The sequence below is a fragment of the Priestia flexa NBRC 15715 genome (genome assembly GCF_001591565.1).
GTDB classification, from domain to species: Bacteria; Bacillota; Bacilli; order Bacillales; family Bacillaceae_H; genus Priestia; species Priestia flexa.
Genome location: NZ_BCVD01000001.1, coordinates 105780 through 119123, shown reverse-complemented (window position 1 = coordinate 119123; position 13344 = coordinate 105780). Strand labels below are relative to the sequence as shown.

Annotated in this window: 11 protein-coding genes; 10 read left to right on the top strand and 1 reads right to left on the bottom strand. The window is 40.7% G+C overall.

The window, feature by feature from the left end; all coding sequences use genetic code 11:
* Nucleotides 1-15: 15 nt before the first annotated feature.
* A complete protein-coding gene (locus BFL01S_RS00595) occupies nucleotides 16-1725 on the bottom strand; it encodes an Rqc2 family fibronectin-binding protein (protein WP_025909046.1) in 1710 nt (569 codons plus the stop codon).
* 142 nt (nucleotides 1726-1867) lie between these two features.
* Here BFL01S_RS00595 and BFL01S_RS00590 point away from each other — a divergent pair, with 142 nt between their 5' ends.
* The 10 genes from BFL01S_RS00590 to rsmB all read left to right on the top strand — a co-directional run bounded on the left by BFL01S_RS00590 (nucleotide 1868) and on the right by rsmB (nucleotide 13344).
* On the top strand, nucleotides 1868-4546 hold the full coding sequence (locus BFL01S_RS00590; protein WP_061784604.1) for a calcium-translocating P-type ATPase, SERCA-type: 2679 nt from the start codon (nucleotides 1868-1870) through the stop codon (nucleotides 4544-4546).
* A gap of 152 nt (nucleotides 4547-4698) precedes the next feature.
* Complete coding sequence (locus tag BFL01S_RS00585; protein WP_025909044.1) at nucleotides 4699-5574, top strand: YicC/YloC family endoribonuclease; 876 nt, start codon at nucleotides 4699-4701, stop codon at nucleotides 5572-5574.
* Nucleotides 5575-5630: 56 nt separating this feature from the next.
* Entirely contained in the window at nucleotides 5631-5891 is a 261-nt protein-coding gene (remA, locus tag BFL01S_RS00580; RefSeq protein ID WP_025909043.1) for an extracellular matrix/biofilm regulator RemA, read from the top strand.
* A gap of 13 nt (nucleotides 5892-5904) precedes the next feature.
* A complete protein-coding gene (gene gmk, locus BFL01S_RS00575) occupies nucleotides 5905-6519 on the top strand; it encodes a guanylate kinase (protein ID WP_025909042.1) in 615 nt (204 codons plus the stop codon).
* Nucleotides 6520-6741 (top strand): DNA-directed RNA polymerase subunit omega, encoded by a 222-nt coding sequence (gene rpoZ, locus BFL01S_RS00570; protein ID WP_025909041.1) that lies wholly within the window; start codon nucleotides 6520-6522, stop codon nucleotides 6739-6741.
* 150 nt (nucleotides 6742-6891) lie between these two features.
* Entirely contained in the window at nucleotides 6892-8109 is a 1218-nt protein-coding gene (coaBC, locus tag BFL01S_RS00565) for a bifunctional phosphopantothenoylcysteine decarboxylase/phosphopantothenate--cysteine ligase CoaBC (RefSeq protein WP_061784603.1), read from the top strand.
* Nucleotides 8106-10520 carry a primosomal protein N' gene (priA, locus tag BFL01S_RS00560; protein ID WP_061784602.1) on the top strand — a complete coding sequence of 805 codons (2415 nt, stop codon included), beginning with the start codon at nucleotides 8106-8108 and terminating at the stop codon, nucleotides 10518-10520. Before coaBC ends, priA begins: the two co-directional genes overlap by 4 nt.
* Before the next feature lie 69 nt (nucleotides 10521-10589).
* A complete protein-coding gene (gene def / locus BFL01S_RS00555; RefSeq protein ID WP_061784601.1) occupies nucleotides 10590-11063 on the top strand; it encodes a peptide deformylase in 474 nt (157 codons plus the stop codon).
* 9 nt (nucleotides 11064-11072) lie between these two features.
* Nucleotides 11073-12011 carry a methionyl-tRNA formyltransferase gene (fmt, locus tag BFL01S_RS00550; RefSeq protein ID WP_025909037.1) on the top strand — a complete coding sequence of 313 codons (939 nt, stop codon included), beginning with the start codon at nucleotides 11073-11075 and terminating at the stop codon, nucleotides 12009-12011.
* Nucleotides 12004-13344, top strand: coding sequence for a 16S rRNA (cytosine(967)-C(5))-methyltransferase RsmB (rsmB, locus tag BFL01S_RS00545; RefSeq protein ID WP_025909036.1), 1341 nt, complete (start codon nucleotides 12004-12006; stop codon nucleotides 13342-13344). Before fmt ends, rsmB begins: the two co-directional genes overlap by 8 nt.

The following is a 13344-nucleotide window of genomic DNA, read 5'->3' as shown; positions in this document are numbered from 1 at the left end:
TTTTTTATGCTGAAATTAATCTCTTAATTTTAATACAAGCTCTTCATTTGGCGTTACGTAAACCGTTTGCTGATTGTCGTAAGTAACAAAACCAGGTTTAGCACCATTCGGTTTCTTTACATGGCGAATCTTTGTAAAGTCAACCGGTACGGAGCTGGAATTTTTCGCCTTGCTGAAGTAAGCTGCAAGGTGAGCAGCTTCAAGAATGGTTTCTTCTGTTGGCTCAGCGTCACGAATAACGACGTGGGACCCAGGTGTATCTTTTGTATGAAACCAAAGATGGTCTCTGGCTGCCAGCTTATTCGTTAAGTATTCGTTTTGTTTGTTGTTTTTGCCGACCAAGATAACGGTACCGTCACTTGCTTTATATTGCTCAAGCGTTGGAGTTGAATTCTTTTGCTTTTTATTTTTCTTTTGCTGGCGATTGCGTAGATAGCCTTCTTCTACAAGCTCCTCGCGAATTTCAGCAATATCTTTGTGAGAAGCTGTCTCCATTTGCTGCAGTAAAGATTCAAAGTAGACAATTTCTTGTTGGGCTTTTTCAATTTGTTCATGAACAATTGCTACTGAATTCTTTGCTTTTTGATATTTAGTAAAGTAGCTCTGCGCATTTTGAGCAGGCGTTTTTTGAGGATCAAGCTCAATTGTTAGCGTCCCACCCTTTTCATCATAGTAGTTTATGACATCAACGGTTGTATCTCCTTTTTTAACGAGGTGTAAATGCGACGTTAAAAGCTCTCCTGCAAGTTGGTATTCACCGGCTTTTTCAGCCTGCTGTAGCGTTCTTTGCAACTTATTAATTTTCTTTTCATTTTTCTTTTTTTCAGTTGTCATGAACTGAAGTAAATCATGTGCTTGTTGCTTAACGCGATCGCGCTCTGCTTTTCCATAATAGAAGCGGTCTAAAAGTTCACTAATGGTTGGGAACGTCTTTTCTTCACCTTGTAAGTGGCTAAGAGACAGAAGGTGAAAGTAATCTTTTCCTTGCACCGAAGTGAGGGTTGGCTGCATGTTGCCGTTTTGAATGGCACTCATTGTATTGATAAACGCTTTGGGTAACGTAGTTTGATTGGCCAGACCAGCGCGATAGACAATTTCATTGGCAAGCAACGGTGAGAGCCCAGCGAAAGCTTGAACGAGCTGATTGCCAATCTTTCCACTGTTGAAGTCTAAACTTCTTAAAACCATTTCTTCATCCGCTTCAAAAGGATCTAGCTTTTCTTGATTTGGTGGCAGTACATAAGTTGCACCAGGCAGTAGCGTACGGTGACGATTTAACGCCATTGGAATGTGCTTGATGCTATCGATAATGACATTTGTTTCTTTATCCACAAGCATGATGTTGCTGTGGCGACCCATAATTTCAATAATAAGCTGCTTAGATGTTACATCTCCAATTTCGTTGCGACCTTTTGTTTCAATAACGAGAATACGATCGAGCCCTAGCTGGTAGATTCGTTCAATAATATTTCCTTCTAGATGTTTACGAAGAAGCATGCAAAACATTGGCGGTTCAGCCGGGTTTTCATATGTTTCATTTGTAAAGTGAACGCGTGCGTAATTGGGGTGAGTTGAAATAAATAGCTTCCGATTTTCCCCCTTCGCTCGAACTTGTAAAATTAGTTCATTTGGAAATGGTTGATAGACTTTTGCGATTCGACCGGATGTTAATGCGTTATCTAATTCTTGTAAGATTCCGTATGTAAAGATTCCGTCAAATGACATGTTGTTCACATCCTTTAATGTTTCAAAAATAGTCCTTCGTAAAAGTATAGCATTTTTTAGGACGAGTCTGAATAAGCATACGATATAACATTGTAACAATCTATGTGACTCATTTACAAACAAAAGGGTGTGAAGGAATGCGATGAAATGGTATGAGCTGAGTGAGCGAGCAACATTAGAAGTGACAAAAACAGATAAAGAAAATGGATTAACTGCAAAAGAAGTCGCATTGAGGCAAAAGCAAGAAGGTTTCAATGAGCTTGCTGAAGGTGAAAAGCAGTCTGCGCTGCTCGTATTCTTGGAACAGTTTAAAGATTTTATGGTTTTGGTTTTATTAGCAGCTACGCTAATATCGGGCTTATTAGGAGAGTATATTGATGCTATTGCCATTATTGCGATTGTCGTGATTAATGGGTTTCTTGGATTCTTTCAAGAACGTCGTGCTGAAAAGTCACTTAATGCACTGAAGGAATTATCGGCGCCGCAGGTACTTGCTTTACGAGACGGTAAGTGGTCAAAGACTCTTTCTAGAGAACTGGTAGTGGGAGACATTGTCAAGTTTGGAAGTGGTGATCGGATTGGTGCTGATATTCGTCTTATTGATGCTAAAAGTTTAGAAATTGAAGAATCAGCGCTGACAGGTGAATCTGTCCCTGTTCCAAAGTATACGCGCGTATTAGAAGGAAATGAAATTCCACTTGGAGATCAAGAGAACATGGCATTTATGGGGACGCTTGTGACGCGTGGAAGCGGTGTTGGAGTTGTAGTAGGGACAGGTATGAAGACTGCCATGGGACAAATCGCCGACTTATTACAAAATGCAGAAGCAGTCATTACCCCACTGCAACGAAAACTTGAGCAGCTTGGGAAAATTCTCATTATTGTTGCGCTTTTATTAACTGTTCTTGTAGTGGGAATTGGTGTCTTGCAAGGGCATGATTTATATACGATGTTCTTAGCAGGCGTATCACTAGCCGTTGCTGCAATTCCAGAAGGATTGCCAGCAATTGTAACCGTTGCTTTATCATTGGGCGTTCAGCGAATGATTAAACAAAAATCCATTGTTCGGAAGCTTCCAGCTGTTGAAACACTGGGCTGTGCATCTGTTATTTGCTCAGATAAAACGGGAACGCTTACTCAAAACAAGATGACCGTTACTCACTTGTGGTCAGGTGGGAAAACGTGGAATTTATCTGGAACAGGCTATGACCCAAGCGGTACGTTTTCTGCTGAGGGGAAAGAAGTTAATGTTAGTCGAGAAAAACCGCTGCAGCAGCTGTTGCTGTTCGGCCTATTATGTAATCAAACAACGGTTACGAAAAAAGACAAAGATTATGTAGTCGATGGTGATCCTACAGAAGCCGCTTTAGTTGTAGCCGCAATGAAAGCGAACTTTACCCGTCAAAATGTAAAAGGAGACTTTAAAGTTATTGAAGAGTTTCCCTTTGATTCTACTAGGAAGATGATGAGTGTGGTGATAGAAGGCAAGGATAACAAGCGCTATGTGGTGACAAAGGGTGCACCAGATGTTCTACTAACAAATAGCAAGTCAATTGTATGGGAAAATCGTCATCAACAGCTGTCTCCTAGCGGTCGTGAAGAAGTGCAAAACGCCATCCATTCTCTAGCGAGCCAGGCACTTCGAACGATTGCGGTTGCTTATCGCCCGCTTGAATCGTACGAAACCATTACTACTGAACAAGCAGCTGAAAAAGAGCTTGTGTTTTTAGGACTTCAAGGGATGATTGACCCTCCACAACCTGAAGTAAAGCAGGCTGTAAAAGAATGCCGAGATGCTGGCATTAAAACGGTTATGATTACAGGAGATCATGTGATAACCGCTGAAGCGATTGCCAAGCAGCTTGGGATTTTACCAAAGGGAGGACGAGTACTAGAAGGCCATACGTTAAATACAATGTCACAGTCGGAGCTTGAAGACGTAGTAGATGATGTATATGTTTATGCACGCGTATCGCCTGAGCATAAATTAAAGATTGTTAAAGCGTTACAAGCAAAAGACCACGTTGTGGCTATGACAGGTGACGGTGTAAACGACGCACCTGCAATTAAAGCAGCCGACATTGGCATAGCAATGGGAATTACAGGAACGGACGTTGCTAAAGAAGCCTCAGCGCTGGTGCTACTAGATGATAACTTTGCAACGATTAAATCAGCGATTAAAGAAGGGCGAAACATTTATGAAAATATTCGAAAATTCATCCGATACCTACTTGCTTCTAACGTAGGAGAAATACTTGTAATGTTGTTTGCCATGATTCTAGCTCTGCCGCTTCCATTAGTACCCATTCAAATATTATGGGTCAACTTAGTGACGGATGGCCTTCCGGCGATGGCATTGGGGTTAGATCAACCTGAAGACGATGTAATGAAGCGTAGACCAAGGCATCCAAAAGAAGGGGTGTTTGCACGCGGACTTGGTTGGAAGGTAGTAAGTAGAGGGTTTTTAATTGGAATAGCGACCCTTGCTGCGTTTATTATTGTCTATGATAACAACCCTGATAACTTACAGTACGCTCAAACGATAGCATTTGCTACGCTTGTCATGGCCCAGCTAATTCATGTGTTTGACTGTCGAAGTGAGAAGTCCATTTTCGACCGGAATCCTTTTGAAAATCTTTACTTAGTTGGTGCGGTTATTTCATCAATTTTGCTAATGCTAGTTGTTATTTATTATCCACCTTTACAACCAATCTTCCATACGATGGCTATTGCGCCAAGGGAATGGTTAATTATTTTAGGTTTAGCAAGTGTTCCGACATTTTTATTAGCGGGATCACTTTTAACAAGAAAAAAATCGTAATTAATGATATAGTAATAAAGCACTGGTGGAAGCATACGGTTTGCTTTCACCAGCTTTTAATGAGTGAGGTACATTGCTTTTACTCTTTTTTTGAGTAACACTTTCTTTTATTTCTTTTTTTTTGTAAGATGTACATAGTGGATGTGATGATAATGATAAGAAGTATGACAGGTTTTGGCCGAGGACGAGCAGATAATGAGGTTCAAGCGGTAACGGTAGAAATGAAATCGGTAAATCATCGCTTTTGTGAAATTACTGTGCGAATGCCAAGGCAATTAATGGAAATTGAAGATAAAATAAAAAAAATCATTCAAACATACATAAAACGTGGTAGAGTAGAAGTATTTGTTACGATTTCAGGTGAAGGATTAGCTAAAAAGACGTTACAAACGGATTGGGAGTTGTTAGGTGAGTATATGAAAGCTTTCCAAGAAATTAGCGAGCGTCACCAGCTTTCCAAGTCTGTTGAAATTCAAGATATTCTGCATATGCCTGACGTAATGACGACTTCTGAAGAAGAAGTAGACCAAACATCAATTCACCAGCTGGTTTTTACAGCGGTTGAACAAGCAGTAGGTCAGCTGCTAACGATGCGTGAAAAAGAGGGGCAAGAATTATATCAAGATTTAGTTCAGCACCTCACCAACATCCAGCAGCTTCGCGACGAAGTAGAATCGCTTGCACCGACTGTTAGTGAGCAATATGAGGATCGCTTGAGAAAAAGATTAACCGACTATCTTGAAGGTACAATCGATGAACAGCGAGTGCTAGCAGAAGTGGCTATTTTTGCTGAAAAAGCAGACGTTAATGAAGAATTAACCCGTATTCACAGTCATCTTACTCAGTTCTTTCAAACAATTGATACAACCGATGTTATCGGGAGAAAGCTTGATTTTCTTGTGCAAGAGTTAAATCGAGAAATGAACACAATTGGAGCGAAAGCGAATAATGGTAAGATTGCTCAATGTGTCATCGATATGAAAACGCAGCTAGAGCGTTTGAAAGAACAAGTTCAAAATATTGAATAGTTACTAGTAGCCTTCAGAATAGACGGACACAATATGGATACAGTAGGGGGCTTTGTATGAGCGGTAAATTAATTAATGTTGGATTTGGAAATTTTATTTCTTCTAATCGCATCATTTCTGTCGTTCAGCCGGAATCAGCACCAATTAAACGAATTGTGCAAGAAGCGAAGGATCGCGGAAGTTTAATTGATGCCACGCAGGGAAGAAAAACCCGAGCTGTGATTGTAATGGACAGTAATCATATTATTTTAGCTCCTGTTCAACCGGAAACTGTAGCACAAAGGCTTGTGAATAAAGAAGAATTAGTAGAAGGGTAGGGCGTATAAACCAATGATTGAAAGAGGTTTATTAATCGTTCTTTCCGGACCGTCAGGTGTTGGAAAAGGAACGGTAAGAAAAGCATTATTTGAACAAGAAGATATTAAACTTCAGTACTCTATTTCAGCAACAACGCGTCGTCCACGTGAAGGCGAAGTTGATGGTGTAGATTATTTCTTTAAAGAGCGCGAAGAATTTGAGCACATGATTGAAAATAAAAAGCTTCTAGAGTGGGCAGAGTACGTAGGGAACTACTACGGTACACCAATTGACTACGTCGAAGAAACGTTAGCTTCAGGGAAAGATGTCTTTTTAGAAATTGAGGTTCAAGGTGCTCTTCAAGTGAAAGAAGCATTTCCAGAAGGATTGTTTATTTTCTTAGCACCACCAAGCTTATCAGAGTTGAAGAGTCGTATTGTAAACCGCGGTACAGAAACAGAAGATTTAATTAACAACCGTATGCGCGTAGCAAAAGAAGAAATTGAGCTTATGGATGCATACGATTATGTAGTAGAAAATGACAAGGTAGAAAATGCATGTGCACGTATTCAAGCAATTGTCACGGCAGAGCATTGCCGCCGCGACCGTGTATCTGCACGCTATAAAAGAATGTTGGAGGTAGAATAAATGCTTTATCCGTCAATTGATTCATTAATGCAACGTTTAGATTCTAAATATACGCTAGTAACAGTAGCTGCAAAGCGCGCACGTCAACTTCAAATGCATAATGATACAACAATCCAAAGACCTGTATCTCATAAATTAGTAGGTTGTGCATTAGAAGAAATCAACTCAGAACAACTTACGTATACGCACGTACCTTCAAAAGATGAGAATGAAGAAAGATAATTGTTAAAATAACAACCTATTCGCAGTAGGTTGTTATTTTTTTCTGTTAGAAAGAGGGTTTGTCAAAATCAACTTCTATTCTTGAACATGTTATAATATGGACATTGTAAAGGTTGTTCAGTAGATAAAAAGATGGGAGTATGGGTAACGATGTTGAAAGGAAAACGAATTTTATTATGTGTTAGTGGTGGAATTGCTGTTTATAAGGCATCGGCTTTAACCAGTAAGTTAGTACAAGCAGGAGCCGAAGTGAAAGTCATTATGACAGATTCTGCTCGTGAGTTTGTTACGCCGTTAACATTTCAAGCACTTTCAAGAAATCCTGTATACACAGATACATTTGATGAAAAAGATCCGGCTGTTATTGCACATATTGACTTAGCAGATTGGCCAGATTTAATTCTTGTCGCACCTGCTACTGCTAATATGATAGGGAAATTAGCAAATGGAATTGCTGATGATATGATTTTAACTACTCTTCTTGCTGCCACAGCTCCAGTTTGGATTGCTCCAGCAATGAATGTTCATATGTACGATCATCCAGCTGTAAAAAAGAACATGCAAACATTAGCTTCATTTGGCTATCAGTTTGTGGAGCCTGGAGAGGGTTATTTAGCATGTGGTTATGTTGGGAAAGGAAGGTTAGAAGAACCTGAAACAATTGTTAGTCTTCTACAGTCTTATTTTTATGACCAAAAGCCACCTCAAGCGCTAAAAGGTACGAATGTTTTAGTTACAGCAGGGCCAACGGTTGAACGAGTGGATCCTGTACGTTTCTTTACTAATCGTTCGACTGGGAAAATGGGCTATGCTATCGCAGAAGAAGCAGCGAAGCAAGGAGCCAACGTAACGCTTATATCTGGGCCAACACAGCTGACGCCACCCGTTAACGTCAAAACAGTTCAAATCGAGAGTGCACAGCAGATGTTTGAAGCGGTGATGAAGCATTATACGGATATGGATGTTGTCATTAAATCCGCGGCAGTTGCTGACTATCGTCCAAAGCATGTTCATCAGCAAAAGATGAAGAAGCAGCCGGGAGAGGCAGTACTAGAGTTGGAGCGCACTACTGACATTTTAAAAACGCTCGGAGATTATAAAGATTACAATCAGGTGCTCGTTGGATTTGCAGCAGAAACAGAACAGGTAGACTTATATGCTCAAAAGAAGCTCGAAAGCAAAAATCTAGATATGATTGTCGCTAACAACGTAACAAGTGAAGGTGCAGGTTTTGGAACAGATACGAATATCGTAAAATTTTATAAGCGAAACGGTGAGCAAAGGCAGCTTCCTCTTATGTCTAAATCATCTGTCGCTAAAGTTTTATTAGAAGAAGTGAAGCAGCTGCTAGAGAGTGTTCGACAATGAATTTTGCTAGCGTAATTGTTGACGTAGCAGCGAAGCAGACAGACCGATCATTCGATTACTCGATTCCTCAACAGTGGAGAGAGATTCTTGTCCCAGGAATGCGGGTAATCGTTCCGTTTGGCCCGCGCAAGGTGCAGGGGTTTGTTGTAGACGTTAAATTAGAAACAGATGTAAAGCGAACGAAGCCAATCGCTGAGCTGCTTGATTTAACACCAGTGTTAACGCCTGAATTATTAGAGCTAGGTCATTGGCTCACTGAAAAAACGCTTTGCTTTAAAATATCTGCTTTTCAAGTAATGCTCCCTGCTGCGATGAAAGCAAAATATGACAAAAAGATATTGCTTCAACCAGGAGTAGAAAGTTCACAGCTTCACTCAAAGGTTCAGCCGTACTTTCAACATACTTCCGAAGTGATGTGGAGCGACATTGAGAAATCAGAGTCTGTAAATAGCTTTTATCGCGATATTCAAAAAGGACTCTTAGAAGTTGTATATTTAGTCAAAAGTAAAGGGAATAAAAAGACCGTGAAAGCTCTTCGTTTAGCTCAGCCGCCTGAACATGTCAAACAGCTGCTCCAAGAGTTGCCTAAACAAGCTGAAAAGCAAAAGCAAGTGCTTGAATTTATGCTTGTGCAAGAAGAAGTAGTAGCACAAAGAGACATTATGACTGTGCTTAACGTAACGAGTGCACCTATTAAAGGATTAGTTTCAAAAGGATTGCTTCACGAGGTTGATATGGAGATTTATCGAGACCCGTATGCCAATCGTGATTTTATTCCTTCAAAACCTTTTCCGTTAACAGATGAGCAATCGGCTGCTATCAAGCCAATCCTGCGCGATATTGAGAACCATGAACACGATGTTTTTCTCATGTATGGTGTAACTGGAAGCGGTAAAACGGAAGTGTATTTACAGTCAATTGATCAAGTGTTGAAACAGGGGAAAGAAGCAATTATGCTTGTTCCAGAAATATCACTAACGCCTCAAATGGTCAAAAGATTTAAAGAGCGATTCGGTTCGAAGGTAGCCGTGATGCATAGCGGTTTGTCGGCCGGTGAGAAATACGATGAGTGGCGTAAAATTCAGCGCAAAGAGGTATCCGTAGTCGTAGGGGCAAGGTCGGCTATCTTTGCTCCGTTTCAACATGTGGGCATCATCATCATTGATGAAGAGCATGAAACGAGCTATAAGCAAGAGGAGAATCCCAGGTATCACGCGCGCGATGTGGCAATTAAACGCGCAGAATTTCACAACTGTCCAGTAATTTTAGGAAGTGCAACCCCGACACTAGAGTCATTTGCACGTGCTCAAAAAGGGGTTTATAAACTTCTGCCACTACGCGAACGAATGAATAAATCAGCTCTTCCAAAAGTAGATATTGTAGATATGCGTGAAGAGCTCCGCGATGGAAACCGGTCAATGTTCTCTACGCTTCTTCTTGAAAAAATACGTGAGCGCCTTGAAAGACGAGAACAAATTGTATTGTTCTTAAATAAGAGAGGGCACTCATCTTTTGTTATGTGCCGTGACTGTGGATATGTTCCTTCGTGTCCGCACTGTGAAATTTCATTGACATATCACCGCTACCAAAACCGAATGAAATGTCATTACTGTGGCTATGAAGAGCCAACTCAAACGGCTTGTCCAGAGTGCGAAAGCGACCATATTCGCTTTTTTGGATCAGGGACGCAAAAGGTGGAAGAAGAGCTTGGAAAGGTGTTGCCTGAAGCGTCTGTCATTCGAATGGATGTTGACACAACAAGCCGAAAAGGGGCGCATGAAAAGCTCCTAACAAAGTTTGGAAATGGAGAAGCGCAGATTTTATTAGGTACGCAAATGATTGCTAAAGGTTTAGACTTTCCAAACGTAACGCTTGTTGGGGTGTTATCAGCAGATACGATGTTGAACCTTCCTGACTTTCGAGCTGCTGAAAAAACGTTTCAGCTCCTTACACAAGTAAGCGGAAGAGCGGGACGTCACCACTTGCCTGGTGAAGTCGTTATTCAAACCTATGCTCCTGAGCATTACAGCATTCAGTTAGCAAGTCAGCACGACTATGATACTTTTTATCTTGAGGAAATGAAGCTTAGACAAGCTCATCGTTATCCACCGTTCTTTTATTTGGCGTTGGTAACTGTCTCACATGAAAACGTGGCAAAAGTGGTGTCTGTGACTGGGAAAATATCGCAGTATTTAAGACAAAAGCTCTCTCCGCAAGCCGTTATTTTAGGACCTGTTGCCTCTCCAATTGCTAAGATAAAAGATAGATATCGATATCAATGCATGATAAAATACAAGCTGGAACCGAATATGATACCAGCTTTAAAATATGTAGTGAACCAGTACCAAGATCAAATTCAGCAGGAGCAATTAACGATTACGATTGATTTACACCCTTATTCAATGATGTAAATCGACAACTAAAACGTTAAATGACTGCAGTTTTGGATATAAATAGAAAGAGTTGAAGGAGGGAGTAATTTGGCTAAATTAAAGCTAGTTTACCATCCCGATGAAGTATTAGAGACAAAATGTGAACCTGTCACAGTGTTTGATAATAAATTAGCTAAGTTAATCAATGGCATGTATGATTTAATGCTTGAAGCAGATGGAGTAGGACTTGCTGCTCCACAGGTTGGTGTATTACAGCAAGTAGCAGTGGTTGATATAGGAGATCGACACGGAAAAATTGAATTGGTTAACCCAGTCATTCTTGAAAAGCATGGTCAACAAACTGGTCCTGAAGGCTGCTTAAGTTTTCCGGGCCTTTTTGGTGACGTAACTCGCGCTGATTATGTGAAAGTACGAGCACATAATCGTCGTGGAAAAGTATTTGTAATGGAAGCAAAGGGTTTTTTAGCTCGTGCCATTCAGCATGAAATTGACCATTTACACGGGGTACTTTTTACTGAGAAAGTATCGCGTTATTATGAAGATGGAGAACTAGAAGGGTAGGAATTTAAAATGAAAGTTGTGTTTATGGGAACACCGGATTTTTCCGTACCGGTATTGCAGACTTTAATTAAAGATGGATATGAAGTAGTGGCCGTTGTAACACAGCCTGATCGTCCAAAAGGAAGAAAAAGAGTTATGACTCCACCACCAGTGAAAGTAGAGGCACAAAAGCATGGCATTCCAGTGCTGCAACCAGAAAAAATTCGTTTAGAAGAAGCGTACAGTGAAGTATTGGCATATAACCCTGACTTAATTGTAACGGCAGCGTTTGGACAAATTTTACCAACACCAATTTTAGAAGCGCCGAAATATGGCTGTATTAATGTCCATGCATCGTTGCTGCCTGAGCTTAGAGGAGGAGCACCGATTCATTATTCTATTTTACAAGGGAAGCCCAAAACTGGCGTAACGATTATGTATATGGTCGAAAAGCTAGATGCCGGTGATATTTTGACGAAAGTCGAAGTGCCTATTGAAGAAAAAGACCATGTTGGAACACTGCACGATAAACTAAGCGAAGCGGGAGCTAAATTATTATCTGAAACTATTCCAGCCCTCGTATCAGGTAATCTAACGCCAATAAAGCAGAACGAAGATGAAGCCACATTTGCGTTTAACATAAAGCGCGAACAAGAAAAAATTGATTGGACGCGAAGCGGTGAGGAAATTTATAACCACATCCGCGGTCTTCACCCTTGGCCAGTGGCGTATACGACGCTAGATGGTCAAGTGATGAAAGTTTGGTGGGGAGAAAAAGTTGCTGCAGAAGGAGATCCGGGGAAGGTAGTATCCCTTGAAAAAGATGGATTTATCGTGGCGACAGGAAACCGTACAGGAATTAAAATTACAGAGCTTCAACCATCTGGGAAAAAGAGAATGGAAGCCGCGCAGTTCTTACGCGGGAATGGCATTGAAGTAGGAGCTGTGTTAGGAGCTCATAATGAGTAAATATAACGTTCGTGATATCGCGCTTGATATTTTACTTTCGATTGAAAAAAATCAGGCTTTCAGTAACTTGTTGTTAAATAAAAGTATTCAAAAGTACGGTGTTCAAGGGAAAGATGCCGGTCTCTTAACAGAGATTGTATATGGTACAATTCAAAGAAGAGATACGCTAGACTATAGTTTGGCTCCATTTTTAGCGAAAGCCAAAAAGCTTCAGCCTTGGGTCAAAGTATTGCTTCGTTTGTCTCTTTATCAGATGCTGCACTTAGATCGTGTACCTGATCGCGCAGTTATTCATGAAGCAGTAGAAATTGCTAAGAAGCGTGGCCATAAAGGAATTGCTTCGATGGTGAATGGTGTTTTACGTAATGTGCAACGAAACGGAGTTCCAAGCGTAGAAGAGATTAAAGATCCTATCGAGCGCTTATCGGTAGAAACGAGTCATCCTTTATGGTTGGTAAAACGATGGGTGGAACAATATGGATTGGACAAAACGCGTGAAATTTGTTTAGCTAATCTAATGTCCCCTAAGCAAACGCTTCGCGTAAACACAGCGAGGTTCACTGTTTCTGAAGTAGTTGCTCAGCTTAAAGAAGAAGGTATTTCTGTAGAAAGCGGTGAGCTTGTTGAGGAAGCTTTAGAAGTTCAAAAAGGAAATGCTGCATATACAGATGCATTTAGAAAAGGGATGTTTACTGTACAGGACGAAAGTTCAATGCTTGTCGCTCATGCTCTTGGTGTCGAACAAGGAGAAATGATATTAGATAGCTGTGCAGCACCAGGTGGGAAATCAACTCATATCGGTGAAAAGCTTAACAATACGGGACAAGTCATTTCTTTAGATATTCATGATCATAAAGTCAAGTTAATTTCTGAGCAAGCAGAGCGCTTGCAGCTTACGAATGTTTCACCAACGGTGCAAGATAGTCGTAAGGTGGCAGAGCGCTTTGAAGCGGAAACGTTTGATCGCATTTTAGTCGATGCTCCGTGCTCAGGATTCGGGGTTATGCGAAGAAAGCCGGATTTAAAGTATGTTAAGACCGAGCGTGACGTTCAGCAATTGGCAAAAATCCAGCTTGATATTTTATCAGCTGTTGCGCCACTTTTAAAAAAGGGTGGGACGCTTGTATACAGTACATGTACGATTGATCGTGATGAAAATGGAGATGTAGTGGATGCATTTCTCGATAATCATGCAGAATTTATGGTAGACTCTACCTTGGCAGAACGCATGCCAGAAAAGCTTAAACAAAACGTTAAACATGGACAAATTCAACTGCTTCCAAGCGAGGAAAGCGATGGGTTTTATATTGCGTGTTTACAAAAGAAGGTGTAA